General features: G+C 67.7%; 23 protein-coding genes. 12 read left to right on the top strand and 11 right to left on the bottom strand.

Translation table 11 applies throughout. The annotated features are described in order from the left end of the window. Positions 1 to 29: 29 nt before the first annotated feature. The 5 genes from HWX08_RS00695 to HWX08_RS00675 form a co-directional block, all read right to left on the bottom strand. Positions 30 to 731: an ABC transporter ATP-binding protein gene (locus HWX08_RS00695; RefSeq protein WP_069260530.1), complete on the bottom strand. Its 702-nt coding sequence runs from the start codon at positions 729 to 731 to the stop codon at positions 30 to 32. Beyond that, positions 731 to 1,504, bottom strand: a complete 774-nt coding sequence (gene livG, locus HWX08_RS00690) for a high-affinity branched-chain amino acid ABC transporter ATP-binding protein LivG (RefSeq protein ID WP_069260531.1) — start codon at positions 1,502 to 1,504, stop codon at positions 731 to 733. Before livG ends, HWX08_RS00695 begins: the two co-directional genes overlap by 1 nt. Continuing rightward, positions 1,501 to 2,772, bottom strand: a complete 1,272-nt coding sequence (locus tag HWX08_RS00685; RefSeq protein ID WP_069260532.1) for a high-affinity branched-chain amino acid ABC transporter permease LivM — start codon at positions 2,770 to 2,772, stop codon at positions 1,501 to 1,503. The genes livG and HWX08_RS00685 overlap by 4 nt, the downstream gene beginning before the upstream one ends. Positions 2,773 to 2,783: 11 nt before the next feature. Beyond that, complete coding sequence (gene livH, locus HWX08_RS00680) at positions 2,784 to 3,710, bottom strand: high-affinity branched-chain amino acid ABC transporter permease LivH (protein ID WP_069260533.1); 927 nt, start codon at positions 3,708 to 3,710, stop codon at positions 2,784 to 2,786. A 182-nt stretch (positions 3,711 to 3,892) separates the two neighbouring features. Then, on the bottom strand, positions 3,893 to 5,011 hold the full coding sequence (locus tag HWX08_RS00675) for a branched-chain amino acid ABC transporter substrate-binding protein (protein ID WP_069260534.1): 1,119 nt from the start codon (positions 5,009 to 5,011) through the stop codon (positions 3,893 to 3,895). A gap of 814 nt (positions 5,012 to 5,825) precedes the next feature. Between HWX08_RS00675 and HWX08_RS00670 the strand changes: the two genes are divergently transcribed. Beyond that, positions 5,826 to 6,449, top strand: coding sequence for a hypothetical protein (locus tag HWX08_RS00670; RefSeq protein ID WP_076606024.1), 624 nt, complete (start codon positions 5,826 to 5,828; stop codon positions 6,447 to 6,449). Between the two features lie 92 nt (positions 6,450 to 6,541). Here HWX08_RS00670 and yfiB read toward each other — a convergent pair whose 3' ends face one another. The 5 genes from yfiB to HWX08_RS00645 form a co-directional block, all read right to left on the bottom strand. Then, positions 6,542 to 7,051 (bottom strand): outer membrane lipoprotein YfiB, encoded by a 510-nt coding sequence (gene yfiB, locus HWX08_RS00665; protein WP_069261217.1) that lies wholly within the window; start codon positions 7,049 to 7,051, stop codon positions 6,542 to 6,544. A gap of 85 nt (positions 7,052 to 7,136) precedes the next feature. Continuing rightward, positions 7,137 to 8,405 carry a diguanylate cyclase DgcN/YfiN gene (dgcN, locus tag HWX08_RS00660; RefSeq protein WP_174920867.1) on the bottom strand — a complete coding sequence of 423 codons (1,269 nt, stop codon included), beginning with the start codon at positions 8,403 to 8,405 and terminating at the stop codon, positions 7,137 to 7,139. Then, positions 8,402 to 9,121 carry a regulatory sequestration protein YfiR gene (gene yfiR / locus HWX08_RS00655; protein WP_174920868.1) on the bottom strand — a complete coding sequence of 240 codons (720 nt, stop codon included), beginning with the start codon at positions 9,119 to 9,121 and terminating at the stop codon, positions 8,402 to 8,404. Before yfiR ends, dgcN begins: the two co-directional genes overlap by 4 nt. Before the next feature lie 286 nt (positions 9,122 to 9,407). Next, entirely contained in the window at positions 9,408 to 11,654 is a 2,247-nt protein-coding gene (locus tag HWX08_RS00650; RefSeq protein ID WP_174920869.1) for a xanthine dehydrogenase family protein molybdopterin-binding subunit, read from the bottom strand. A gap of 1 nt (position 11,655) precedes the next feature. Beyond that, positions 11,656 to 12,150 (bottom strand): (2Fe-2S)-binding protein, encoded by a 495-nt coding sequence (locus HWX08_RS00645; RefSeq protein ID WP_174920870.1) that lies wholly within the window; start codon positions 12,148 to 12,150, stop codon positions 11,656 to 11,658. A 129-nt stretch (positions 12,151 to 12,279) separates the two neighbouring features. Here HWX08_RS00645 and HWX08_RS00640 point away from each other — a divergent pair, with 129 nt between their 5' ends. After that, positions 12,280 to 13,173, top strand: a complete 894-nt coding sequence (locus tag HWX08_RS00640; protein WP_107311850.1) for a LysR substrate-binding domain-containing protein — start codon at positions 12,280 to 12,282, stop codon at positions 13,171 to 13,173. A gap of 13 nt (positions 13,174 to 13,186) precedes the next feature. Here the strand turns inward: HWX08_RS00640 and HWX08_RS00635 are convergent, their stop codons facing one another. Next, positions 13,187 to 14,077, bottom strand: coding sequence for a LysR substrate-binding domain-containing protein (locus HWX08_RS00635; protein ID WP_069260540.1), 891 nt, complete (start codon positions 14,075 to 14,077; stop codon positions 13,187 to 13,189). Between the two features lie 241 nt (positions 14,078 to 14,318). Between HWX08_RS00635 and HWX08_RS00630 the strand changes: the two genes are divergently transcribed. From HWX08_RS00630 to HWX08_RS00585, 10 genes are all read left to right on the top strand, one after another. Continuing rightward, positions 14,319 to 15,224, top strand: coding sequence for an amidohydrolase family protein (locus HWX08_RS00630; protein WP_069260541.1), 906 nt, complete (start codon positions 14,319 to 14,321; stop codon positions 15,222 to 15,224). 36 nt (positions 15,225 to 15,260) lie between these two features. Beyond that, positions 15,261 to 16,166 (top strand): amidohydrolase family protein, encoded by a 906-nt coding sequence (locus HWX08_RS00625; protein ID WP_069260542.1) that lies wholly within the window; start codon positions 15,261 to 15,263, stop codon positions 16,164 to 16,166. 80 nt (positions 16,167 to 16,246) lie between these two features. Next, entirely contained in the window at positions 16,247 to 17,641 is a 1,395-nt protein-coding gene (locus HWX08_RS00620) for a UbiD family decarboxylase (RefSeq protein WP_174920871.1), read from the top strand. Continuing rightward, on the top strand, positions 17,638 to 18,252 hold the full coding sequence (locus HWX08_RS00615) for a UbiX family flavin prenyltransferase (protein WP_174920872.1): 615 nt from the start codon (positions 17,638 to 17,640) through the stop codon (positions 18,250 to 18,252). Before HWX08_RS00620 ends, HWX08_RS00615 begins: the two co-directional genes overlap by 4 nt. Beyond that, complete coding sequence (locus tag HWX08_RS00610; protein WP_069260545.1) at positions 18,249 to 19,364, top strand: CobW family GTP-binding protein; 1,116 nt, start codon at positions 18,249 to 18,251, stop codon at positions 19,362 to 19,364. The genes HWX08_RS00615 and HWX08_RS00610 overlap by 4 nt, the downstream gene beginning before the upstream one ends. A 61-nt stretch (positions 19,365 to 19,425) precedes the next feature. Further along, on the top strand, positions 19,426 to 20,799 hold the full coding sequence (locus tag HWX08_RS00605; protein WP_174920873.1) for a nucleobase:cation symporter-2 family protein: 1,374 nt from the start codon (positions 19,426 to 19,428) through the stop codon (positions 20,797 to 20,799). Between the two features lie 104 nt (positions 20,800 to 20,903). Next, positions 20,904 to 22,286: an amidohydrolase family protein gene (locus tag HWX08_RS00600; protein WP_174920874.1), complete on the top strand. Its 1,383-nt coding sequence runs from the start codon at positions 20,904 to 20,906 to the stop codon at positions 22,284 to 22,286. Positions 22,287 to 22,300: 14 nt separating this feature from the next. Continuing rightward, entirely contained in the window at positions 22,301 to 23,026 is a 726-nt protein-coding gene (locus HWX08_RS00595; RefSeq protein ID WP_174920875.1) for a maleate cis-trans isomerase family protein, read from the top strand. 109 nt (positions 23,027 to 23,135) lie between these two features. Further along, complete coding sequence (locus HWX08_RS00590; protein ID WP_174920876.1) at positions 23,136 to 24,023, top strand: LysR family transcriptional regulator; 888 nt, start codon at positions 23,136 to 23,138, stop codon at positions 24,021 to 24,023. Between the two features lie 147 nt (positions 24,024 to 24,170). Beyond that, complete coding sequence (locus tag HWX08_RS00585; RefSeq protein ID WP_174920877.1) at positions 24,171 to 25,607, top strand: N-acyl-D-amino-acid deacylase family protein; 1,437 nt, start codon at positions 24,171 to 24,173, stop codon at positions 25,605 to 25,607. The last annotated feature ends 29 nt before the right edge of the window (positions 25,608 to 25,636 follow it).

Below are 25,636 nucleotides of genomic sequence, written 5' to 3'. Positions count from 1 at the left end.
CAGGCCGGCGGCTGTCGGCGGCTTCGGCATCAACCGCCGAGGTACGCCTGCTTGATCCGGTCGTTCGCGAGCAGGTTCGCGCCCGTATCGGCGAGCACCACGCGCCCCGTTTCGAGCACGTAGCCGCGATCGGCCACACCCAGCGCCTTGTTCGCGTTCTGCTCGACCAGGAACACCGTGACGCCTTCGTCGCGGATCGTGCGGATGATGTCGAAGATCTGCGCGATCACGAGCGGCGCGAGGCCGAGCGTCGGTTCGTCGAGCAGCAGCAGGCGCGGCTTGCTCATCAGCGCGCGGCCGATCGCCAGCATCTGCTGCTCGCCGCCCGACATCGTGCCGGCCCGCTGCGCCGCGCGCTCCTTCAGGCGCGGAAACAGCTTGAACACGTGCTCGATGCCGTCGTCGATCTCGTGACGGCTCGCGAAGAAACCGCCCATCTTCAGGTTTTCGAGTACCGTCAGGCTCGGGAACACGCGCCGCCCTTCCGGCGAAATCGCCATTCCCTGCCGCATGATCTGGTGCGTCGACATCCCGGTGATGTCGTTGCCCTCGAACAGCACGCGGCCCGACGAGGCGCGCGGCGTGCCGCACACGGTCATCATCAGCGTCGTCTTGCCCGCGCCGTTGCTGCCGATCAGCGTGACGATCTCGCCCTTGTTCACTTCGATCGACACGCCCGCGAGCGCTTCGACCGCGCCGTAGTGCGTATGGACCTGTTCCAGCTTCAGCATCACTCTTCCCCCAGATACGCCTTGATCACGCGCGGGTCGTTGCGGACCGCTTCCGGCGTGCCGATCACGATCGGCCGGCCGTGCTCCATCACGAGGATGCGGTCGGACACGCCCATCACGAGGCTCATGTCGTGTTCGATCAGCAGCACCGACACGCCGAACTCGCGGCGCAGCCTGTCGATGAGGTGCTGCAGCTCGATCTTTTCCTGCGGGTTGAGGCCGGCCGCCGGCTCGTCGAGCATCAGGAGGCGCGGCTCCGTGATCATGCAGCGCGCGATCTCCAGACGCCGCTGGTGCCCGTACGACAGCGTGCCCGCCGGCCGGTTGGCGACCGACGTCAGCCCCATCCGGTCGAGCCACACCGCCGCGCGTTCGAGCGCGTCCTTTTCCGCGCGGCGATACGCGGGCGTCGAGAACAAGCCGGGCAGCAGCCCCGCCTTCACCTTGCGATGCTGCGCGACGAGCAGGTTCTCGACGACCGTCAGCGACTTGAACAGACGGATGTTCTGGAACGTGCGCACGAGGCCCTTCAACGCGATCTTGTGGCTCGGCAGCCCGCCGATCGCATGACCGTCGAGCACGACGTCGCCGCCGGTCGGCTTGTAGAAGCCGCCGACGCAATTGAACACCGTGGTCTTGCCCGCGCCGTTCGGCCCGATGATCGCGAACACTTCATCGCGGCGTACGTCGAAATCGATCCCGTCCACCGCGAGCAACCCGCCGAAGCGCATCTGCAGCCCGGCGACCTTCAACAGTTCTGCATTCGCGCTCATTGCGGCAACTCCACGTGGGGACGGCTCGCGGGCAGCAGGCCCTGCGGACGCCACATCATCATCAACACCATCACGAGACCGAAGATCAGCATCCGGTACTCGGCGAAGCCGCGCGCGACTTCCGGCAGCACGGTCAGCAGGATCGCCGCGAGAATCACGCCGAGCTGCGAGCCCATCCCGCCGAGCACGACGATCGCGAGGATCAGCGCCGATTCGATGAAGGTGAACGACTCAGGATTCACGAGGCCCTGACGCGCCGCGAAGAACGCCCCGCCGATACCGGCGAACGCCGCGCCGAGCGTGAATGCCGACAGCTTGATGCGCGTCGGGTTCAGGCCCAGCGACCGGCACGCGATCTCGTCGTCGCGCAGCGCTTCCCACGCGCGGCCCATCGGCATGCGGATCAGCCGGCTCGTCACGAACAGCGTGAAGCCCACCAGCACGAGCGCGAGCAGGTACAGGAAGATCACCACGTGGTCGCCGCTGTATTCCAGCCCGATCAGTTCATGGAATGTCTTCGCGCCTTCGACGCTCGCGCTGCGCGCCATCTCGAAGCCGAACACGGTCGGCTTCGGAATGCCCGAGATGCCGTCCGGGCCGCCCGTGAGGCTCGTCAGGTTGTTCGCGAGCAGGCGGATGATTTCGCCGAAGCCGAGCGTGACGATCGCGAGATAGTCGCCGCGCAGGCGCAGCACCGGGAAGCCGAGCAGGAAGCCGAACGTCGCGGCCGCGATCGCGGCAAGCGGCAGGCACTCCCAGAACGACAGCCCGAAATACTGGTTCAGCATCGCGTACGTGTAGCCGCCCACCGCATAGAACCCGACATAGCCGAGATCCAGCAGGCCCGCGAAACCGACCACGATGTTCAGCCCGAGGCCGAGGATCACGTAGATCAGTGCGAGCGTCGCGACGTCCACCGCGCCGCGCGAACCGAAGAACGGCCACACGAGCCCGACCGCGAGCAGCACCCAGACGATCACGCGCTGCTGCTGCGCGCCCATCGCGGGCATCGCCGGCAGCTTCACCGCCGATTTCGCGCGCACGAGCCACGGCTTGAACAACTGGAACAGGAACACGCCCGCGACCGCGATCCACACCGGCCGCCAGTGCGGCGTGAGCACCACCTGATAGCCGTCGAGCTTCAGTTGCAGCCCGAGCACCGGAATCGTGAGGATCGCCGTCAGGAATGCGGCGGCGACGGCGTTTTTCAGCGCCTGGCCGATCGACGCGTCGGCGGCCGGGCGGCGAACGGAAATGACTTGACTCATCTGCGTCTCCCTCAAACCTTTTCGATGTCCGACTTGCCGAGCAGGCCGGTCGGGCGGAAGAGCAGGATCAGCACGAGCAGGCCGAACGCGACGACGTCCTTGTATTCGGCCGGCATGTAGCCCGCTGCGAAGGTTTCGGCGAGGCCCAGCAACACGCCGCCGAGCATCGCGCCCGGGATGCTGCCGATCCCGCCGAGCACCGCGGCGGTGAATGCCTTGATGCCCGCGACGAAGCCGATGTACGGGTTCAGCTTGCCGATCGTGAGCCCGATCAGCACGCCGCCGACGGCGGCCAGCATCGCGCCGAGCACGAACGTGAACGAGATCACGCGGTTCGTGTCGATGCCGAGCAGGTTCGCCATCTTCATGTCTTCGGCGCATGCGCGGCACGCGCGGCCCATCCGCGAATGCGAGATGAACAGCGTGAGCGCGATCATCAGCACGATCGTCACGCAGACGATCAACAGGCGCGCATACGGAACGGTCACGTCGAAGTCGCCGCCGAGATGGATGTCGAACGCGCCGGAGATCAGCACCGGCACGGACACGTCGCGCGCGCCCTGGCCGATCTGCACGTAGTTCTGCAGGAAGATCGACATGCCGATCGCGGAAATCAGCGGCACGAGGCGCGGGCCGCCGCGCAGCGGACGATAGGCGACGCGCTCGACCGCGAAGCCGTACAGGCCGGTGACGATCACCGACACGATCAGTGCGGCGCCGAGCACGAGCGGCAGCGGATAGCCGGCGGAGATGCCGATGGCGGTCAGTGTGACGAGGCCCACGTACGCGCCGATCATGTAGATCTCGCCGTGGGCGAAGTTGATCATGCCGATGATGCCGTAGACCATCGAATAGCCGATGGCGATCAACGCATAGATCGCACCCAGCGTCAGGCCGTTGACCAGCTGCTGGGCGAATTGAGGAAAGAAGTCAGTCATGTGCGGGAAGCTCCCGTTGGCGCTGGGTCGCATGCCGTCGCCGGATCACGGCGCGCGGCCGCGCGCAACGCACGGTGTCGTCTCGGGCCGCCCGTCGGCGCGCATGGGGCAGATGCGCGATCAATACGCACCCGCCCCGTCCGGGTTTCGGACGGGGCGGGTGCGCGGGCGGGTACTCCGTCTTACTTGGCGGCGGTCTTCGTCGCGTCCTTGTGCCACGTGTACACGACGAACTTGAACGCCTTCAGGTCGCCCTGGGCGTCATACGCGACCTTGCCGATCGGCGTGTCGAACGTCGTCTTGTGCATGTACGCGGCGACCTTGGTCGGATCGGTCGACTTCGCGCCTGCGATCGAGTCGGCGATGATCTTCACCGCTGCGTAGGCCGGCATCTGGAACGGGCCGTTCGGATCGCGCTTCTTGTCCGCGAAGGCCTTCACGAGAGCCGCGTTGGCCGGATCGGCCGAGAAGTCGGCCGGCAGCGTGACGAGCATGCCTTCCGAAGCCGGGCCGGCGATCGCCGTCACGTCCTTGTTGCCCACGCCTTCAGGCCCCATGAACGTGGCCTTCACGCCCTGCTCGCGCGCCTGGCGCAGCAGCAGGCCCATTTCCGGATGGTAGCCGCCGAAGTAGACGAAATCGACGCCTTGCGACTTCAGCTTCGTGATGATCGCCGAGTAGTCCGAATCGCCGGCGTTGATGCCTTCGAACAGCACGACCGGGATCTTCGCGGCTTCGAGGTCCTTCTTCACCGACGACGCGATGCCCTGGCCGTACGACTGCTTGTCGTGCAGCACCGCGACCTTCTTCGGCTTCACGTTGTTGATGATGAAGTGCGCGGCGGCCGGGCCTTGCTGGTCGTCACGGCCGATCGTGCGGAAGATGAAGTGACGCTTCTTGCCTTCCGTCAGCTGCGGCGCGGTGGCCGACGGCGTGACCATCACGATGCCTTCGTTCTCGTAGATGTCCGACGCGGGAATCGTCGAACCCGAGCACACGTGGCCGATCACGTACTTGATCTTCTGGCTGACGATCTTGTTGGCGACGGCGACGGCCTGTTTCGGTTCGCAGGCGTCGTCCATCATCACCACTTCGAACTTGTTGCCGCCCGCACCGCCTGCGGCGTTGACCTGCTCGATCGCGGTCAGCGCGCCGGCCTTCACCATGTCGCCGTATTGGGCGACCGAACCGCTCATCGGACCAGCGATGGCGATCTTCACGGTTTCCGCTTGCGCGGCAGCGGCGCCCGCGGCGAACAGCACGGCGGCGACGGAAATGGACGTAAGACGGGACAGCGTCATCTGGGAGCTCCTCGATGTTGTTTAGTCATACGGGCAAAGGCGGCATGACTTGCGCAATCGAACAGCACCCGGGGCGAGGACATGGGACACGCCCGAGACACATAGAAGACGGAACTCCGGCGGAATGTTGCGTAGCGGGGCCCGGCTCTTGCAGTCCCCGAAGGGGACGTCTGGTTCGGAAAGACATCGTGATGCGTCTTGCATTGCGCAAGCGTTTCGCCTGCCCCGCTTGCCAAACCGCTTGATCGGAAGGATGGTCCGACAGCCGTTGGCAAGGCAGTCGAAATTATATGGGCGTTTTTAAATCGTCTGTCAAAAATGCCGGTCGAGTGAGGGAAAACACGGAGGGTTTTGGGAGGCGGCGGTGGCGACCGGGGCGCAACCGGGTGAGGTGCGAGAACGTTTGCTGCGGTGCAATCGGGTTGCTATGGGGGAGTGTCTGTTTGGGTGGTCGCCTTGCTGCGTCTGGCGTTCGGCGCTTGTGGGTTCCGTGCAGCAGGCTATTTCGGCGGCTCAGGGCGCGGGCGTTGCCACTCAATCAACTGATGATTGGTCGGGTCGGCACTGATCTGGTGCACTCGTTCGAGACGGTAATTCCTTCTGTTTACAAACAAAACTAAACATCTGGAAGCGGATTGTCATTTTCATGAAATAATACGAATTCGCTTCTGCAGTCCAGCCAGCCTCCCTGTGACGCGCGCACGCCGTGCTTCGCAGTCGTTTCAGCGCCGCTTCGACGCCCGTCCGTCGCCCAGCCGCCAGCCAGTGATCTGCCGTTTTTTTCTCATCGCACATCACCTGCTTCGGAACGCTGATGAATCATCCTTTCTACCTTTCTTCCGCCGCCGCGATCGCGTGCGCGCTTTCCGTTTCCGCCGCCGATGCTTCGGGGCGCGATTCGCTGGCCGATCGGTCGGCGGGTGCCAATGTGTTTCGTTCGGAGCGGCAGGCTGCCGCCCGGGATGACGGGCATGCGGTGCGGATGGGCCAGCGTCGCTCGGCGCACGTTGCGCCGGTGGAGCGCAGTCCGTTCGATACGCCCGATACACGACCCTTGCGGGTGACGGAAGGTGCGCTCGTGGCACCGACGCCTTCGGCGGAACACGAGCCCGACTGGGTATTGCCCTCGAATCGCGTCGCGCTCGGTGCGGGTGGGAGCGATAGTTTTGGCCGTGCGTTGCCCGGGTATGAACAGCGCGCGCAGAACTGGAATGAATATCTGCGGGCTAACGGGTCGCGGCCGGCTGGCAGTAGCGGCGCGTATGCGCCGGCTCGTCCGTACGATGCCGCGCGTGGCCCGCATGGGACGCCTAATCCGTTTGATCCGTCCGTGCCGCAACCTGAGACGCGGACGTTTTATGACAACGGTGCGGGCACGCATTGCACGGCAACGGGCGGTGCGGGGACTTCGAGGTCGTCTTGTAATATTGCCTGGTGATGCGTGGGGGGCGGCAGATAAGCAACCCGTTCTCGCCGACCACATCCACCCATCATCCCGATCAACGAAAGCGCTCGAGAAGACCGCCTCCGCTACCGCGGCGACACCACGATCGCCGCCCGTCGATTCTGCGCGCGGCCCGCGGCCGTCTTGTTGTCGCCGACCGGATCGCTCTTCCCCTTCCCGACGATCGTGATGCGCTTCGCATCCAGCCCCAGGTCGACCAGTTCGAGCGCAACGACCTCCGCCCGTCGCCGGGACAGCTCGAAGTCGTATTCGTCCTCCCCTTCCTGGTCCGAGTAGCCGTAGACCCGTACCCCGTTGATCCCCGCCGACCTGAGCGTGCGCCCGATCCTTTCCACGATCCGCCGCACGTCGGGCTTGAGGTTGTAGCGATCGAAAGCGAACAGGATCGGCCCGGTCGAGCCGAACTCGAAACCCTGCGGGGTTTCCTGGAAGCCGGCGGACTTGAGCGCCGTGACCTGCGTCTGCGTCAATCCGCGATGAAGCGGCGGTGCCTGGCAACCTCCGAGCAGCATGCACAGAAGCAGCGTGCTGCCGACGCACAGGCGCCCAATGTCCATCGGAAACGTGTTGTTCATCATTGACCCCTTCGATTGCACCCGCATCGCGGGCACTTTTTCAACCCACTGCCGCGGCCTCGCCCGCGGTGTGTAACGATGAACCTCAAGCCGCCCCCGCGACCCCTTCCGCCAGTTGCCACGAGCCTGGCCGGGCGCGCTTGGCGCGGTACATCGCGGCATCCGCCGCCCGCAGCAAGCCGCTCGCATCCGACGCGTGATCGGGATACAGCGCAACGCCGGCACTCATCATGGTGGCCACCACGCGGCCGTCGGACAGCTCGATCGACGGCGCCATGCCGGACAGGATCTCGTCCGCAATACGGCATACGCTGCCCGTTTCCCGCACGGCCGGCAGCATCACCGCGAATTCGTCGCCGCCCAGGCGCGCGACCAGGTCGGCCTCGCGCACCTGCGTGCGCAGCCGTGACGCGATGCCGATCAGCACCGCGTCGCCGGCCTCGTGGCCGAGGCAGTCGTTGATTTCCTTGAAGCGGTCGCAGTCGAGATACAGGATCGCGACCCGCTGGCCGGTCAGCCCGGCTTCGCCGAGGGCCAGCGCGAGGCGCGACTCGAACTGCATGCGGTTGGGCAGCCCCGTGAGCGCATCGTGCGTCGCCTTGTGTTCGAGCGACGCATTCTCGTCGCGCAGCGTGTTCTGCCAGCCTTCGAATTCGTCGAGCAGCGCATTGAAGTCGTCGCCGAGCTGGTTCAGTTCGGCGATCGCGACGGGCTCGACCCGCTGCGCGAACGCACGCTCGCGCCGCACGGCGTGCGCCACGCTGGCCAGCGCGCGCAGCGGCGAAACGATGTTGCGCAACAAACGCTTCGAGCTGACATACGCGCCGAACACGCTGACCGCCAGGCAGCCGAGAATGCCGCCCACGCCACCGAGCAGGAATCCGAAGAATTGATGGCCGCGGCCGCGCACGACGACGTGGCCGACGGCGATGCCGTCGTGCATCACCGGCACCGTCACGGGCCCGGGCAGCGCGAGGTCGGCGACGGCGCGCTCGAGCCGCGCGATCCCGCTGCCGGCAGGCAGTTGCCACGTCGCGAACGGCTGGTTCTGGCTGTCGGTGACCACCACCTGCGCGACGTCCTCGTCGCTGGCGATCGTACCGATCGCCTCCGCGGCCGCCACGCGGTCGCCGAACACGAGCGCCGCCTCGACCGTATAACCGAGCGAGCGGGCCAGCAGGTTCAGGTTGTTGCCGGCATACGCGCGCAATGCGATCACGGCCACCACGATCAGCGACACGGCGGCCATCGTAACGGCGACGAACGCGAGGCGCAGGTGCGCGCGGCGCAACACGCTTTGGAGCGTCGGGCGCGCCACGCGCGACGGAGACAAGTGAGGCGCGAACCGTGTCATGGCGCCCCCGGCCGTCGCGCGAGATTGAGCACGTTCGGATGCACGCGCACACCGCTGCGTGCGACGGCGTCGAGGTTGATGTCGAACGACACGCGTTCGCCGTCGACGTTGAGGCAGAACATGCCGCCCGTCGTGCACGACGGATCGTGTTCCGAAATCGTCAGCACCGGATGACCGGCCAGCGCCGCTCTCACATGCGCTCGCTCGTTCGTGCCCAGGTTGCCGAGATAGACGACGTCGCAGGCCATGCCGAGCGCGGCATCGTCGAAGCGCACACGCTGCACGTCGAGCAGCGTGGAGCCGGCCTGCAGCGTATCGGTCAGGCCGCGCGCATAGTCGGGCCGGCCCGTGACACATAGATGCAGGCGCACGGGTGTCGTCGGCCAGCGGGTGAAACTGATGATGCCGAGCACGACCTGACGCACGGCCGTATCGGCAGATGCCGCGGCGGGATCGGCCGGCTCGACGGGGCTCGCGCCCGCGGCGATGCGCAACGCGGCGGCCGGATCGTCGGCTGCGGCGGAAACGTCGGCAAAAACGCCTGCGGATACGGCCTGCGCGGCCCCGAGAACGCAAACGATTGCGACGAGCGCGTGGCGCAGCGACGTGGTCAGGCCGAGACGGCCGGACACGCTCCGCGCGGCGATTGCAGCCGCGCCCGCTGGCGTCGCTGCAGTCGCGGGACTGGCAGCCGACGCGCACACTTTCGCGTCCATGATGGCAACATCCGCTGGCGTCGCTCCGGCGCTGCCTCCTGCCGCCTCCATCCATGCGCGTGCAGGCACCGAATTACGCGCATGATGGCTTCATCTTAGGTAAAAATTCGCATGACCAACCAGTGGGAAACACCCGCGAGAATCATCGGAACGTATGCGGAATCGGCGTGGCGCCGCGCGATTCGACCGAACCCGCCTGCCGACGTCGATCCGGTCGCGACGTCGGTGGATTGATCAGCGGATTGCAGCAGCGCGCGCGTCAAACGTCATACGTTCCGTCGCCACGCTACGCGAGCGCCGACAAATCGAAAGGTGTCTCGCGCAACCGCTTCCCCGTCAGCCGGAACACCGCGTTCGCGATCGCGGGCGTCACGGCCGGGCTCGACAGCTCGCCGACACCGCCCGGCTTCGCGGGATCGCCCTGCACGATGTGAATATCGGTGTCGGGCATGTCGCTCATCCGCATCACGCGATACGTATCGAAGTTCGACTGCTGCACGCGCCCGTGCCGGAAATCGATACGGTCGGACGTCGCGTGGCCGAGCCCCCACATCAGCCCGCCGTACAGTTGCTCGTCGACGCCGGCCGGCGACACCGCGATCCCGCAATCGGCCACGCACGTGAGCTTCTCCACCTTCACCGCACCGTCCTTGCGCACGACCCGCGCGACCACCGCGACATAGCTGTCGTACGCCTGGTTCGTCGCGACGCCGAGCGCGACACCGTCCGGTAGCGGCTGCCCCCAGCCCGCGCGCTGCGCGGCTTCACGCAGCACGGCCGCATGACGCGGCCGATCGCGCATGTGTGCAAGCCGGAACTCGACCGGATCGCGCTGCGCCGCATGTGCAGCCTCGTCCATCACCGATTCGACGGCGAACACGTTCGGGATGTAGCTCACCGCGCGATACCAGCCGGTCGGCACGCCCGTCTCCATCCGGATCCAGCCGATGTCGCGATGCGGCGCCGCATACGCGAACTCCCATTTCGTGAGCGCCTCGGTCGTGCTGAAATCCATCCGGTCGGTGCGCTCCAGATAGCCGGGCTCCCACTGCTGCGGCGACGCGGGCATCACGGCGCGCAGCCACAGCGACGCGAGATTGCCGTGCGCGTCGAGCACCGCACGCGCGCGGTGGTAGCTCGCCGCGTGATAGAACAGCGCGCGCATCTCGTCCTCGCGGCTGTTCATCAGCTTCACCGGCTTGCCGGTCTTCACCGCGAGCCACGTCGCCTCGAACAGCCAGTATTTCGATTCGCGCGCGCCGAAACTGCCGCCCGACACCAGCTCGTGCAGCGTCACGCGATGCGCGGGGATGCCGCCGATCACGTCGGCCGCCTCGATCGCGGTGGACGGCACCTGCAGCCCGCCCCAGTATTCGATACCGCCGTTGTGCGCCCACACGGTGAGATTGACCGGCTCCAGCGGATTCGCGGCCTTGTGCGGCATCGAATACGACGCGTCGATCGTGCGCGCGCCGGCTGCGTTCGCCTTCGCCGGATCGCCGTCGGCGATCGTCGGCACGACGCGCGCGGCGGGATCGTCGACCCATGCGGCCTGGCGCGCCGCGAGCATGCTGCTGTCGAACGTCTCGAACAGGCTGTCTTCCCATTCGATCGTCAGTGCGACCTGCCCCCGATGCGCGGACCAGTAATCGTCCGCGAGCACCGCGACGCCGGCCTGGTTGCCGCCGAGCACGTCGGGGCGCGGCGGAATCTGCAGCACGTCGCGCACGCCGGGAATCGCGAGCGCGGCTTTGGCATCGACGCTGCGCACGCGGCCGTCGATCACCGGCGCGCGGGTGACGACCGCGACCAACATCCCCGGCAGCGATACGTCGATGCTGTACGGAAACGACCCGTCGGCCTTCTGCGCGGCACCGCGCTTCCTGCGCAGCTTGCCGATGTAGCGGAACTGCGCGGGGTCCTTCAGCGCGACCTTGGCAGGCGCCGGCAACTGCGCGGCGGCCGATGCGAGCGCGCCGTACGTCTCCCGGCGCCCGCTCGCCGCATGCAGCACGGCACCGTCGGCCGTCGTGCATGCGGCAGCGGGCACGCGCCATCGATGCGCGGCCGCTTCGACGAGCATCGCGCGGGCCGTCGCGCCCGCGCGACGCAGCCGGTCGTACTCCATTGCAACGCTCGTGCTGCCGCCGGTCGAGAACACCTTCCACAGCGGATGGATGTACTCGGCGAAAAACGGATCTTCCGGCGTAATCACGTCGACCTTGAACGGATCGACGTCGAGCTCCTCGGCGACCACCGCCGCGAGCGCGGTACGCGTGCCGGTGCCCGAATCGTGCTTGTGCACGACGAGCTTGATCGTGTCGTCGGGCAGCACGCGCACCCACGCATTGGGTTCGAATTCGCCGGCCGCAGGCTGCGGATCGCCGCTCGCGTGCGCGCCGGCGGCCATGGCGTCGGGCATCCGGAAACCGACCGCGATGCCGGCGGCGAGCAACGCGGAACCCTGCTTGAGAAATCGGCGACGCGCGGTCTCGTCGACCTGCGGTGCATTAAATGCGTGATCGTCGCGCATGTCACGCATCCTTCGCGGATTCAACGGCGGCCGCAAGCGCCGGATCGCCCGACGCCGCACGCTTGATCGCGCGATGAATCCGCGCATACGTGCCGCAGCGGCAAACGTTGCCCGACATCGCCTGCACGATCGCCGCGTCGTCCACCGGCTGCCCGCCCTTCAGCAGCGCGGCGGCCTGCATCAGCTGCCCCGGCTGGCAATAGCCGCATTGCGGCACGTCCTCGGCGACCCACGCGAGCTGCAGCGGATGGCGCCCGTCCGGCGACAGCCCCTCGATCGTCGTGATGCGCCGCCCGTTCGCGGCAGCGGCGGGAATCAGGCACGAACGCACGGCCTGCCCTTCGAGATGCACGGTGCACGCGCCGCACAGCCCCTTGCCGCAGCCGAACTTCGTACCGGTGAGCTTGAGCCGGTCGCGCAGCACCCACAGCAACGGCATATCCTCCGGTACATTCGCGAGCGAATGGCGTGTATCGTTCACGACGATGTCGATCATGCGCTGTCTCCAGATTCGCATTGAGGGTGTCGGCCCGCGTCCGTTGCGCGGTGTCGACGCATTATCGAAACGCGAAGCGCGGGCGCGCCAGCGATCATTTCGTCGAATCCCTGTCAGTCGGACTAACAGATGCTCAAGCGATACCCTTCGATCCAGTCGATGCAGGCGTTTCTGCAAGCCGCGCGGGTCGGCAGTTTTTCGAGTGCGGCGCGCCAGCTGGCGCTCACGCACAGCGCGATCAGCCAGCAGATCCGCTCGCTCGAGGAATTCATCGGCCAGCCGCTGTTCGCACGCGCCGGCGGCCGCGTGATCCTGACCGATGCGGGCACGCTGTTCGCGAACCAGTTGGCGGACGGGATGGAACAGATCGATCGCGCGCTGTCGTCGGTGAAGGGCCGCACGACGGGGCCGTCGCTGCGGCTCGACGTCGATCCGGAACTGATGCAGGGCTGGCTGCCCGCGCGGCTGCCGGAACTGATGCGCACGCTCGACGGCACGACGCTGACGGTGCTGTCCGCGCCGCGCCACGACCGCGACGCGTTCGATCGCGTCGATGTTGCGCTGCGCTACGGCTACGGGGAATGGGAGGGCGTGGACAGCGCGCTGGTCTGCCCCGACCGGCTGACCGCGATGGCCGCGCCCGCGCTGCTCGAACGCCACGGGCTCACCGCGCCGCTCGCGCCCGAACAGGTACTGGCGCTGCCGCTGCTCGGCTATACGAAGCGGTCGTGGATACCGTGGCTCGAAGCGGCAGGGCTCGAGCCCGTCGAACCGCAGACGATCGCCGTGTTCGACAACGCGGCGGGGCTGGTCGCGACGCTCGCGTCAGGGCTCGGCGCCGGGCTGGTGCGCGGGCTGCTCGCCGCCGACGCGCTGCGCGACGGCCGGCTCGTCGAGCTCTGCACGATCGCGATTCCGACGCATTACAACCTGCATGCGATCTGGCCGCGCGAGCGGCATGCACGCGTGAAGCCGCTGATCGACGCGATCGGCGCGCTCGTCGCGCAATCGCTCGCGCGCTGACTCACGCGCCGCATCAAACGCCGAATTCGGCCGCGACCTCGCGCACGGTGTCGAGAAACGCGCCGAGCACCGCCGACGTGTCGTCCGCGCGATAGCGCGCCTGCAGCGGCACTTCCAGCGCCGGCGGCCGCAACGGCACGAACGCGACGCCGCCGGTCGAAATCTGCCGCGACGACGCCGGCAGCAGCGCGACGCCCAACCCTTCGCGCACCAGCGACAGCAGCGTGTGCACCTCGACGACCTCGTGTGCGATGCGCGGCGTGAAGCGCGCATCGACGCAGCTCTGCTGCAGGAATTGCGCCAGTTGCGAATGCCGGAGTCCGAACGACACGAACTGCTCGCCGGCCAGTTCGCCGAGCGCGATCGCATCGCGCGCCGCGAGCGGATGGCCCAGCGGCAGCACGGCCACGGCCGTCTCGCGCACGACGATCTCGCTGCGGATCGACGGATCGTCCTGGAACAGCCGGAAGAAGCACACGTCGAGCCGCTTCTCCTTCAGCGCGTCGATCTGCGCGGCCGGCGTCATCTCGTGCAGCGACCAGTGCACGTGCGGATGGCGTTCGGCGAACACGCGCAGCGCGTGCGGAATCGGCGCGACCATCGCCGAGCTGATGATGCCGACCGCGAGGCGCCCCACCTCGCCGCGCCCCGCGCAACGCGTGAGATCGATCGCGCGATCGAACTGCGCGACGATCAGCGGCACCTGTTCCTTCAGTGTTTTCCCTGCCTCGGTCAGTTCGACGCGATGCTGCGAGCGCACGAACAGCGCGGTGCCGAGCTGCTCTTCCAGCAGCCGGATCTGCTGGCTCAGCGGCGGCTGCGAGATATGGAGCCGCGCGGCTGCGCGCCCGAAATGCAGTTCGTCGGCCAGCACCGCGAAGTAACGCAACACACGCATGTCCATATCGCAAACGTATCAAGAACGTCAGTAAAAAATATTGTACAGAGCACATTCGGCTGGTGACACTCGGTCCCAAGCAGCAGTGCACGTCGAAGTGTGTCACTCGATGCCGGCGAGGGGAAGGCGCCAAAAAAGGCGCCTTGCAAAAGGCCGCATGAATCCGACCGACAGGGTCGCTTCATCGACGTGCCTGCCCGCGATCCGGCAACCGGCTTTTCCGGTTCCTCTCAAGGAGATCGAGTAGATGATCATCGACACCAGCTGTTACCCGACGAATCTCGTCGACCTCGCGTGGCGTCACGACGGCCCGCCGTTCACCGGCGAGCGCCTGATCGAGACGATGAACGGCCCGTTCCTCATCAACGGCAAGCCGCGCCGCGTCGACAAGGCATTCATCCAGCCGCCGCAAGGCAACACCATCTATACCTATACCGACGGCGAAAAGTCGGGCACCGAATCGATCGACGCATACATGGCGTACACGGTCGAGATGGTGCGCAGACATCCCGACCGCTTCATCGGCTGCTTCGTCTACAACCCGCGCTGCGGCGTGGAGAACGGCGTCAATGCGATCGATCACTACGTGCGCAAGCTCGGCTTCAAGATGGTGCAGTTCCAGGCCAACATGCACGCGTATCGCCCCGATCGCGCGCTCGACTGGCTGCGCCCCGCGCTGAAGAAATGCGCGGAACTCGGCGTGCTCGTGAAGCTGCACACCGGCGACGGCCCGTACAGCATCCCGACCGAGTGGGTGCCGATGATCAAGGAATTCCCGACCGTCAATTTCATCATGGCGCACTTCGGCGTGCAGACGGGCGGCGTGTACTGCTTCGAGCCGTTCCAGCTCGCGATGGACCTGCCGAACGTGTATTGCGAATCCGGTTGGTGCCTGCAGTCGCGCATCGTCGAATTCGCGAAGGTGCTGCCGAAGCACAAGATCCTGTTCGGCTCAGACACGCCGCCGAACGAGCCCGGCATGTGGCTGCGCCTGCTCGAAGTGCTCTGCTTCGATCCGCCGCAAGGGATGAATCTCGACGAGGACACGCTCGAGGACTACCTCGGCAACAACACGGCCCGGATGATCGGTCTCGAACCGACGCCCGCGCCGCGCACCGTCGACGAAGCGAAGGCGCTGCTTGCCGCCGCCTGACGCCCGCGCCCCTCTCTCCCGATTCCGGAGCATTGCATGATCATCGATACGCACCTGCACCCGACCAACCTCGTCGACGAGGCGTGGCGCCACACCGGCGAACCGTTCACCGGCGAACGCCTGCTGAAGATGATGGACGGCCCTTACATCATCAACGGCAAGCCGCGCCGCATCGACATGGGCTTCATCCAGCCGCCGCCGGGCAACACCGGCTATCGCGACGGCAACCGCCGCGGCCGCGAAGGCATCCGCGACTACATGGCGTACATCGCCGAACTCACGCAGAAATACCCGGACCGCTTCATCGGCAACTTCACGTACAACCCGCGCTGGGGCCCGGAGAACGGCGCGGCGGAGCTCGAATTCCACATCAAGGAGTACGGCTTCAAGATGGTGAAGCTGCACGCGAACATGCACGGCTACCGGCCCGATCGCGCGCTCGACTGGCTGCGCCCCGCGATGAAGGTCTGCGCGAAGTACAACATCGTCGTGCTGATCCACACCGGTGACGGCCCGTACACGATCCCGACGCAGTTCTACCCGATCATCCGCGAGTTTCCGATGGTGAACTTCATCATCGGTCACTTCGGAATCCAGACGGGCGGAAACTACTCGTTCGAAGCGTTCTGGATGGCGATGGATACGCCGAACGTGTACTGCGAATCGGGCTGGTGCTACCAGTCGCGGATCGTCGAGTTCGCCCGCGAGCTGCCGCGCAACAAGATCGTGTTCGGCACCGATTCGCCGCCGAACGAGCCCGGCATGTGGCTGCGCGAGCTGGAGATGCTGTGCGGGCCCGCGCCGCAGGGGATGGATCTCGACGAGGACGGCCTCGAGGACTACATGGGCAACAACATCGCCCGCCTCGTCGGCATCGAGCCGACCCGGCCGCCGAAGGATCTCGACGAAGCGCAGAAGCGCCTGACGGCGACCTACGTGTAACGCGCCGGCAGCCGGATCGCGTCCTGCCGCCACCTGCGCGCGGTCCGGCCTTTCCTCTTCCGTATCCGACGGAGTGCATCATGGCGTCCAGTCTTTTTGCCGAGCAGCAGGATTTCCATCACTTCGCGACCGCGTATCGCGAACACTTTCCGGACGACGTGCTGACGATCGCACAGCCGCTGTCCGCCGACCAGGACGTCACCGCCGTCGTCGCGTCGCTCGCTGCGCGCGGCCGGCACGAAATGCTCGTCTGCGAGCGCATCGACGGCCTGTCGACGCCGCTCGTCACCAACGTCTTTGCTTGCCGCACGCGGATCGGCCGGTTGTTCGGCGTCGATGCGAACGGGCTGTTCGACGCATGGCAGCAGCGGGCGAACGCGCCCGTCGCGCCGGTCGTCGTGCCGCGCGGCCCGGTGCTCGATCACGTCGTCGAAGGCGATGCGGTCGATCTCGCACGGTTGCCGATGATCCGCCACTTCGAAACCGATCGCGGGCCGTACGTGACCAACGCGGTGATCGTCGCCGAAGATCCGGTGACGGGCGTCGCGAACCTCAGCTACCACCGCTCGATGCCGCATGCGCGCAACGCGCTGGCGACGAGCCTGCATTCGCGCGGCCATCTGTGGCGCATGCTGCAGACCGCGAAGGCGCGCGGCGACACGCTGAAAGTCGCGATGGTGATCGGCGCGCATCCGCTGTTCATGCTCGCGGCCGCCGCGCGTTTGCCGTTCGGTGCGGACGAGCGCGCGATCGCGGGCGGCCTGTTCGGCGCGCCGCTGCAGCTCGTGCGCACGCCGCGCCACGGCATCGGCGTGCCCGCCGCCGCCGAGTTCGTGCTCGAAGGCACGATCGATCCCGACGCGCATGCCGAAGAAGGCCCGTTCGGCGAATTCACCGGCTATTCGTCGGACCGCTCGACCAACAACGTGTTGCGCATCGACGCGATGATGCGGCGCGACGACGCGTGGCTCGTCGACGTGGTCGGCGGCCCGTACGCGGAGCATCTGACGCTCGCGCGGCTGCCGCGCGAAGCCGAGATGAGCGAGAAGCTGAAGGCGCGCTTTCCGTCGGTCATCGCCATTCACTACCCGAACTCCGGCACGCACTTTCACTGCTACGTCGCGCTGAAGCAGTCGCGCGACGGCGAAGCGCGCCAGATCATGCTCGCGCTGCTCGGCTGGGACCCGTACCTGAAGAACGTCGTCGCGGTCGACAGCGACGTCGACATCACCGACGACGCGCAGGTGCTGTGGGCGATCGCGACGCACTTCCAGCCGCACCGCGACCTGTTCGTCGTCGACGGGCTACCGGGCAGCCCGCTCGATCCGTCGTCGTCGGCCGACGGCACGACGTCACGGATGGGCATCGACGCGACGCGCGGCTCGCACTTCGACGGCGTGCGCGCGCGTGTGGGCGACGCCGCGATGCAGCGCGCCGCGCAGGCGATCGCCCGGCTCGGCGGAGCCGCGCGATGAGCGCGCGGCGGCTCGTGGTCGGCATCAGCGGCGCGTCCGGCTTCGTGTACGGAATGCGGCTGCTCGCGCTGCTGCGCGAGCTCGACATCGAGACGCACGTGGTCGTGTCGCGCGCCGCCGCGCTGACGATGACGCACGAGACCGACTTCAAGCTGTCCGACGTCGCCGCGCTCGCGAGCGTGCTGTACCGCAGCGACGACATCGCCGCGCCGGTTTCGAGCGGCTCGTTCCGCACGCTCGGGATGATCGTCGCGCCGTGCTCGATGAAGACGCTCGCCGAAATCGCGAGCGGCCTGTCGTCGGGCCTGATCGCGCGCGCGGCCGACGTCGTGCTGAAGGAGCGCCGCCGGCTCGTGCTGCTCGCGAGAGAGACGCCGTACACGCTCATGCATCTGCGCAACATGGCCGCCGTCACGGAGATGGGCGCGATCGTCGCGCCGCCGGTGCCGGCGTTCTACGCGCGCCCCGCTTCGCTCGACCAGATGATCGATCACACGCTCGGCCGCGTGCTCGACCTGTTCGACCTCGATTCCCGCACCGTCCATCGCTGGAAAGAAACCGCATCACAGCCGAACCGGCAGCCCAACCGACTCAACGGAGACGCATCATGACCCACATCCACACCACCCACAGCGACGTCCAGAAGATTCCGGTCACCGTGCTCACAGGCTTTCTCGGCGCGGGCAAGACCACGCTGCTGAACTACATCCTGCGCGAGAAGCACGGCCGCAAGATCGCGGTGATCGAGAACGAGTTCGGCGAGATCGGCATCGACGGCGGCCTCGTGCTCGAATCGACCGAGGAAATCTACGAGATGACGAACGGCTGCGTGTGCTGCGTCGGCGCGGTGCGCGAGGATCTCGTGCGGATCGTGCGGATGCTCGTCGCGCGGCCCGACCGGCTCGATCACATCATCGTCGAGACGAGCGGGCTCGCCGATCCGTATCCGGTCGCGCAGACCTTCTTCCTCGACGATCCGATCGCGAAGGAAGTCGCGCTCGACGCGGTCGTCACGATGGTCGACGCGAAACATATCCGCGCGCACCTCGACGATCTCGTGCTCGACGGCCGCGACAACCAGGCGGTCGACCAGATCGTCTGCGCGGACCGGATCGTGATCAACAAGGTCGACCTCGTCGACGCGCCGGATGTCGACGCACTGACCGCGCGGCTGCGCGGGCTCAACGCGACGGCGGAGATCGTCACGTCGAGTTATGCGCAGGTCGATCTCGACCGCATCCTCGGCATCGGCGCGAACGAATTCGCGCAGATTCTCGTCGAGAGCGACGGCCTGCACGCCGACGCCGCGCATGCGGACGAACACGCGCACACGCATGACGACAGCCACGACCCTGCGCACGACGATCACGCCGCGCACGCACACGACGACGATCACGACCACCACGAACACGACGAAAGCGTGTCGTCGGTCGGCATCGAAGTCGAAGCCGACATCGATCTCGACGCGCTCGAAGCTTGGCTCGGCGAGCTGCGCCACGCCGACACCGCGAACCTGTTCCGGATGAAGGGCATCCTCGCCGTGCAGGGCCGCGCGCAGCGCTACGTGCTGCAGGGCGTGCACGGCGTGATCGAGTTGCGCGCCGCGCAGGCGTGGGGGTGCGAGCCGCGCTCGTCGCGCATCGTTTTCATCGGCCGCGATCTCGATCGCGCCGCGCTGACCGACCGTTTCCATGCCTGTCTCGCCGCGCCGGTCGCGGCCTGACGGGCACGCCAGGCGGGCGCATCGCGCGCCCGCCCGATAACGAACCTCAGGAGACATGCCCATGAACTCTGCCTCACATCCCGTCGATCGGGTCCTGCCGCGCCGCCAGATGCTGACGCTCGGCCTGCAGCACATGCTCGTCGCGTATATCGGCGCGATCGCGGTGCCGCTGATCGTCGCGTCGGCGCTGAAGATGTCGCCCGCCGACACCACCGTGCTGATCAGCACCGCGCTGTTCTGTTCCGGCATCTCGACGATCCTGCAGACGGTCGGTGTCTGGAAGCTCGGCGTGCGGCTGCCGATCCTGCAGGGCGTCGCGTTCAGCAGCGTCGGCCCCGTGATCGCGATCGGCCTGACGCCGGGCGTGGGGTTCGCCGGCGTGTGCGGCGCGGTGATCGGCGCGGGCATCATCACGACCTTCGCCGCGCCGCTGGTCGGCCGGCTGCGCCGCCTGTTCCCGCCGGTCGTGACGGGCTGCATCGTTACCGTGATCGGGCTGCAGCTGTTTCCGGTCGCGTACCAGTGGGCCGGCGGCGGCGACGCGGCGAAGCTGCAGTTCGGCGAGCTGTCGTTCCTCGCGGTCGCGCTCGTCGTCGCGGTCGTGATCCTCGCGGTCAACCGTTTCGCGAATGCGTTCCTGCGCAACCTGTCGGTGCTAATCGGGCTCGTCGCCGGCAGCCTGCTCGCGATCGCGCTCGGGATGGGCAACTTCACGAACGTCGCGGCCGCGCCGTGGTTCACCGTGCCCTACCCGTTCCACTTCGGCACGCCGGTGTTCGCGATCGTGCCGGTGCTGACGATGGTCGTCGTGATGATCGTGCAGATGGTGGAGTCGATGGGCCTGTTCGTCGCGATCGGCGACATCGTCGAGAAGCAGGTGAGCGAGGAGGACGTCGTGCGCGGGCTGCGTGCGAACGGCGTCGCGAGCGCGATCGCCGGAACGTTCGCCGCGTTCCCGTTCATCGCGTTCATGGAGAACGTCGGGCTCGTGATCCTGACCGGCGTGCGCAGCCGCTGGATCGTCGCGGTGAGCGGCGTGCTGATGTGCGTCGTCGCGCTGGTGCCGAAGATCGGCGCGATCGTCGCGTCGACACCGTCGGCCGCGCTCGGCGGCGCGGGCATCGCGATGTTCGGCGTGGTCGTCGCGGCCGGCGTGCAGACGCTCGCGAAAGTCGATTTCGAAAACAACCGCTACAACGTGCTGATCGTCGGCTTCACGATCGCGACCGCGCTGATTCCGGTGATGGCGCCAAAGGTGTTCGCGCACATGCCCGACTGGACGCAGCCGTTCCTGCACAGCGGCGTCGTGCTCGCGTGCCTCGTGTCGGTCTTGCTCAACGCGCTGCTCAACGGCGTGCCGGCGACCGACCCGGTCGATGCGCACGCACATGCCGACGCCGCGCACGGCAGCCCGATGGCGCGCGAGTGCGACTGACGGCGCCCGGCCGCGCCGCGTGCGGCACCGCGCCGCCATGCGGCGCATGACGGCCGGCCAGCCTCCCCTTCCGAATCCCGAACCGAATCCGAGGAGACCCGACCATGAGCGTTCCTTCTTCTTCACTGCTGATCCGCAACCCGATCGCGGTCATGAGCGGCCGTGCGGGCGACGCCGCGCGGCTCGGCCGCACCGACCTGCGCGTGCGCGACGGCCGGATCGACACGATCGCGCCCGACCTCGCGCCGCTACCCGGCGAGCGCGTGATCGACGCCGCCGACTGCGTCGTCTACCCGGGCTGGGTGAACACGCATCACCACCTGTTCCAGAACCTGCTGAAAGCGGTGCCGGCCGGCATCAACGCGGACCTGCAGGAATGGCTTGCCGCGGTGCCGTATCCGCGCGTCGCGCGCTTCACGCCGGACCTCGCACACATCGCGGCCCGGCTCGGCTTCGCGGAACTGCTGCTGTCGGGCGTGACGACCTGCGCCGATCATCACTACCTGTATCACGCGGGCGGCACGACCGAGACCGGCGACCTGCTGTTCGACGAAGCGGCCGGCTTCGGGATGCGTTTCGTGCTGTGCCGCGGCGGCGCGCTGCAGGCGGCAGGCGATCACCCCGGCTTCGCCGGCACCGCGCTGCAGCCCGAGACGCTCGACCAGATGCTTGCCGACATCGAGCGGCTGAAGGCACGCTATCACGATGCGGGCGCGGCCTCGATGCGCCGCGTGGTCGTCGCGCCGACCACGCCGACCTTCTCGCTGCCGCCCGAGCTGCTGCCCGAGGTCGCGCGCGCGGCGCGCCGGATGGGCCTGCGGCTGCATTCGCATCTGTCGGAAACGACGCGCTACGTCGATTTCTGCCGCGAACGCTACGGCAAGCTGCCGGTCGAGTTCGTCGCCGAACACGAATGGCTCGGCCCGGACGTATGGTTCGCGCACCTGGTCCATCTCGAAGCGAACGAAATCGCGATGCTCGCGGAAACGGGCACCGGCTGCTCGCACTGCCCCGTCAGCAATGCACGGCTCGGCAGCGGCATCGCGCCCGCGCCGCGCATGGCAGCGGCCGGCGTGCCGGTCTCGCTCGGCGTCGACGGCGTCGCGTCGAACGAATCGGGCAGCATGACGCACGAAGCGAATTTCGCATGGCTCGTGCATCGCGCGGCGCACGGCGCGGCGGCAACCACCGCCGAGGAGGTGTTGCACTGGGGCACGCAAGGCGGCGCACGCGTGCTCGGGCTCGATGCGGTCGGCACGCTCGACGTCGGGCAAGCGGCCGATCTCGTGCTGTACGACGTGAGCGGGCCGCGCTTCAACGGCTTCCACGACTACGCGATCGCGCCGGTTGCGGCGGGCGAACCGGCGCCGGTGAAGTACTCCGTCGTGAACGGCCGCGTCGTGGTGGACAACGGCGAGATTCCGGGCCTCGACCTGGCTGCGTTGCGCCGCGCCGCGGTCGATGCCGTGCGGCAGTTGCTCGACTGACGCGGGGCCATGCGATGAACCCGCGCATCCGCATCGGCATCCTGACGCCGTCGTCGAACACCGCGCTCGAACCGCTGACGACCGCGATCGTCGCCGGGCTGCCGGGCGTCAGCGTGCATTTCGCGCGCTTCACCGTCACCGAGATTGCGCTCACCGAGGCCGCGCTCGACCAGTTCGACGCGACGCGCATCCTCGTCGCGGCCCGCCAGCTCGCCGACGCGCGCGTGGACGTGATCGGCTGGAGCGGCACGTCGGCCGGCTGGCTCGGCTTCGAGCGCGACGCCGCGCTGTGTCGCAGCATCGAGAAAGCGACCGGCATTGCGGCGACGACATCGGTACTCGCGCTGAACGAGTTGCTCGAACGCACCGGCGTGCGGCGGCTCGGCCTCGTCACGCCGTATCTGGACGACGTACAGCAGCGGATCGTGCGGCAGTACGCGCAGCTCGGCATCGATTGCGTGGCCGAGCAGCATCTCGGGCTGCGCGAGAACGCCAGCTTCGCGGATGTGCCCGACACGCAGCTCGCCGCGCTGATGCGCAAGACCGCGCAAGCACGACCCGATGCGGTGGCGACGTTCTGCACGAACCTGCATGCCGCGCATCTCGTCGGGCCGTTCGAGCAGGCGACCGGGATCGCCGCTTATGACACGGTCGCGACCGTGGTGTGGAAGGCGTTGCGGATGGCGGGCGTCGATACGCGCGGGCTCACGCGCTGGGGCAAGCTGTTCGCGACGCTCTGACGGCGCGGCGCCCGGCCGCGTTGCTCCCCGCGCGATTTCGACGACAATGGCGGCTTGCTGCCGGCGTGCCGTTCCATGCCGCCGGAGCGGACCGGGAGCGCGCATCGCCATGAAAGTCGAAAACTCGGAACTCGAAGCGTTCGTCGCCGTGGCGGAGCTCGGCACGTTTCATCGTGCCGCGGAGAAGCTGCACCTCACGCAGCCGGGCCTGTCACGGCGCATCCAGAAACTCGAGCAGACGCTCGGCGTCGAGCTGTTCCAGCGCACGACCCGCAGCGTCACGCTGACGGGCGTGGGCCGCCAGTTCCTGCCGATGGCGCGCGAACAGATCGCGCAGCTCGGCACGATGCTGTCGTCGATCCGGGAAATCGCCGAGAAGCGCTACGGCAAGGTGCGGCTCGCCGCGATCCCGACCGTCGTCGCGCGCGCACTGCCCGACGTGCTGCGGCACTACGCGGCCAAATACCCGCAGGTCGCCGTGCAGATCCTCGACGGCAATCACGACTTCGTGCTGTCGCAGGTGCGCGCCGGCATCGCCGAATTCGGCGTGAGCCTGCATCCGGGCGACGACGACGAGCTGCTGTTCGAGCCGCTGTTCACCGATCGCTACGTGCTCGCGGTGCACGACGGCGACCCGCTCGCGCGCGCCGACAGCGTCACGCTCGGCGAGCTGCGGCAGGCGAAGCTGATCATCGGCGGACGCGACAGCGGCAACCGCCTGCTGCTCGAAATGCTGATGGGCCAGGAAGCCGTGCGGACCCGCTGGTTCTACGAGGTCGAGCACATTTCGAGCGTCGCGGCGCTCGTCGCGTCGGGCGTCGGCTGCGCGATCCTGCCGGAAAGCGCGCTGCGCGCGTACGGCACGCCTGCCGTGCGCGCCGTCCCGATCGCGAGCCCGACGATCGAGCGCACCGTCGGCATCGTGCGGCACCGCACGATCTCGATGTCCAGCTTCGCGAGCGACCTGCACGCGCTGGTGAAGGCATCGCTCGCCTGACCCTCGCGCGGCACGCCGGCATTGATGACTGCCGCGCATGAATCGCTTGCGCACTCGCATTGGACGGCCGGTTATTGGCCGGGGACGATCGGCAACTCATCCCCCGGAAGCCGGCCGCCCAGGCCGGCGGGGACACGAGGAGCCATCATGCATTTCGACGTCATCCTGCGCGGCGGCGCGCTGATCGACGGCACGGGCGCCGCGCGCTTCGACGCCGATCTCGGCGTGACCGGCGCGCGCATCGCCGCGATCGGCGACCTGCGCGATGCGAGCGCCGCGCGCGTGATCGACGCGGCCGGCCAGGTCGTCGCCCCCGGATTCATCGACAGCCACACGCACGACGACGCGTTCGTGCTGACCGATCCGGACGTCGAGCCCAAGGTTGCACAGGGCGTCACGACCGTGATCGCCGGCAACTGCGGGATCAGCCTCGCGCCGCTGCTCGCGCAACAGGACGTGCCGCAGCCGCTCGACCTACTCGGCGCATGGCAGCACTTTCGCTTCGCGTCGTTCGGCGCATATCTCGACGCGCTGGATGCCGCGCCCTCCGCCGTCAACACCGCGGCCCTCGTCGGTCATTCGACGTTGCGCGTGCGGCACATGGCCGACCTCGGCCGCGCCGCCAGCCCCACGGAAATCGCCGCGATGGCCGCCGACGTGCGCGATGCGATGGCCGCCGGCGCGTTCGGCGTATCGTCGGGCACGTTCTATCCGCCGGCGATGGCGGCCACGACCGACGAACTGATCGACGTGTGCGCGCCGCTGCGCGAGACGGGCGGCGTGTTCGCCACCCACCTGCGCGACGAGACCGACGCGATCATCGCGTCGCTCGACGAGGCGTTCTCGATCGGGCGCGCGCTCGGCGTGCGCGTCGTGCTGTCGCACCACAAGGTCGCCGGCAAGGCCAATCACGGCCGCTCGGCCGAAACGCTCGCGCATATCGACGCACAGCGCGCGCACCAACCGCTGTGCCTCGACTGCCATCCGTATCCGGCCACGTCGACGATGCTGCGCGCCGACCGCATCCGCCAGTCGTCGCGCGTGCTGCTCGCGTGGTCGCGGCCGCACCCCGAACTCGCGGGCCGCGATTTCCACGAGCTGCTGCCGCTGTTCGGCGATTCGATCGACGCCGCGATCGACGCGTTGCAACCGGCCGGCGCGATCTACTTCGTGATGGACGAAGCCGACGTCGAGCGCATCATCGGGCACGAACTGGCGATGGTCGGCTCCGACGGTCTGCCGAACGATGCGCGCCCGCATCCGCGCCTGTGGGGCACGTTCCCGCGCGTGCTCGGCGAATTCTCGCGCGAACGCAAGCTGTTTCCGCTCGAAGCGGCCGTGCGCAAGATGACGGGCCTCACGGCCGAGCAGTTCGGCATCGCCGAGCGCGGGCGGCTTGCGGTCGGTTACTACGCCGATCTCGTCGTATTCGACCCCGCGCGCGTGATCGACCGCGCAACGTTCGCCAGCCCGACGCTGCGCCCCGAAGGCATCGAGCACGTGTTCGTCAACGGCCGCGCGGTGCTCGAACACGGCCGGCATACCGGCGTACGCCCGGGCCTCGCGCTGCGCCGCGCGGTCTAGTCGCATGCCCTCCTTCCGCCCCGCCCGCG

The sequence above is a fragment of the Burkholderia metallica genome (assembly GCF_902832845.1).
In the GTDB taxonomy this organism is placed as follows: Bacteria; Pseudomonadota; Gammaproteobacteria; order Burkholderiales; family Burkholderiaceae; genus Burkholderia; species Burkholderia metallica.
This window is presented reverse-complemented; position numbering and strand designations above follow the sequence as displayed.

Excerpts from the sequence above, each read along its gene's own strand:
- HWX08_RS00695 (WP_069260530.1), bottom strand. The coding sequence starts at position 731 with ATGCTGAAGCTGGAACAGGTCCATACGCACTACGGCGCGGTCGAAGCG.
- livG (WP_069260531.1), bottom strand. The coding sequence starts at position 1,504 with ATGAGCGCGAATGCAGAACTGTTGAAGGTCGCCGGGCTGCAGATGCGC.
- HWX08_RS00685 (WP_069260532.1), bottom strand. The coding sequence starts at position 2,772 with ATGAGTCAAGTCATTTCCGTTCGCCGCCCGGCCGCCGACGCGTCGATC.
- livH (WP_069260533.1), bottom strand. The coding sequence starts at position 3,710 with ATGACTGACTTCTTTCCTCAATTCGCCCAGCAGCTGGTCAACGGCCTG.
- HWX08_RS00675 (WP_069260534.1), bottom strand. The coding sequence starts at position 5,011 with ATGACGCTGTCCCGTCTTACGTCCATTTCCGTCGCCGCCGTGCTGTTC.
- HWX08_RS00670 (WP_076606024.1), top strand. The coding sequence starts at position 5,826 with ATGAATCATCCTTTCTACCTTTCTTCCGCCGCCGCGATCGCGTGCGCG.
- yfiB (WP_069261217.1), bottom strand. The coding sequence starts at position 7,051 with ATGAACAACACGTTTCCGATGGACATTGGGCGCCTGTGCGTCGGCAGC.
- dgcN (WP_174920867.1), bottom strand. The coding sequence starts at position 8,405 with ATGACACGGTTCGCGCCTCACTTGTCTCCGTCGCGCGTGGCGCGCCCG.
- yfiR (WP_174920868.1), bottom strand. The coding sequence starts at position 9,121 with ATGGACGCGAAAGTGTGCGCGTCGGCTGCCAGTCCCGCGACTGCAGCG.
- HWX08_RS00650 (WP_174920869.1), bottom strand. The coding sequence starts at position 11,654 with ATGCGCGACGATCACGCATTTAATGCACCGCAGGTCGACGAGACCGCG.
- HWX08_RS00645 (WP_174920870.1), bottom strand. The coding sequence starts at position 12,150 with ATGATCGACATCGTCGTGAACGATACACGCCATTCGCTCGCGAATGTA.
- HWX08_RS00640 (WP_107311850.1), top strand. The coding sequence starts at position 12,280 with ATGCTCAAGCGATACCCTTCGATCCAGTCGATGCAGGCGTTTCTGCAA.
- HWX08_RS00635 (WP_069260540.1), bottom strand. The coding sequence starts at position 14,077 with ATGGACATGCGTGTGTTGCGTTACTTCGCGGTGCTGGCCGACGAACTG.
- HWX08_RS00630 (WP_069260541.1), top strand. The coding sequence starts at position 14,319 with ATGATCATCGACACCAGCTGTTACCCGACGAATCTCGTCGACCTCGCG.
- HWX08_RS00625 (WP_069260542.1), top strand. The coding sequence starts at position 15,261 with ATGATCATCGATACGCACCTGCACCCGACCAACCTCGTCGACGAGGCG.
- HWX08_RS00620 (WP_174920871.1), top strand. The coding sequence starts at position 16,247 with ATGGCGTCCAGTCTTTTTGCCGAGCAGCAGGATTTCCATCACTTCGCG.
- HWX08_RS00615 (WP_174920872.1), top strand. The coding sequence starts at position 17,638 with ATGAGCGCGCGGCGGCTCGTGGTCGGCATCAGCGGCGCGTCCGGCTTC.
- HWX08_RS00610 (WP_069260545.1), top strand. The coding sequence starts at position 18,249 with ATGACCCACATCCACACCACCCACAGCGACGTCCAGAAGATTCCGGTC.
- HWX08_RS00605 (WP_174920873.1), top strand. The coding sequence starts at position 19,426 with ATGAACTCTGCCTCACATCCCGTCGATCGGGTCCTGCCGCGCCGCCAG.
- HWX08_RS00600 (WP_174920874.1), top strand. The coding sequence starts at position 20,904 with ATGAGCGTTCCTTCTTCTTCACTGCTGATCCGCAACCCGATCGCGGTC.
- HWX08_RS00595 (WP_174920875.1), top strand. The coding sequence starts at position 22,301 with ATGAACCCGCGCATCCGCATCGGCATCCTGACGCCGTCGTCGAACACC.
- HWX08_RS00590 (WP_174920876.1), top strand. The coding sequence starts at position 23,136 with ATGAAAGTCGAAAACTCGGAACTCGAAGCGTTCGTCGCCGTGGCGGAG.
- HWX08_RS00585 (WP_174920877.1), top strand. The coding sequence starts at position 24,171 with ATGCATTTCGACGTCATCCTGCGCGGCGGCGCGCTGATCGACGGCACG.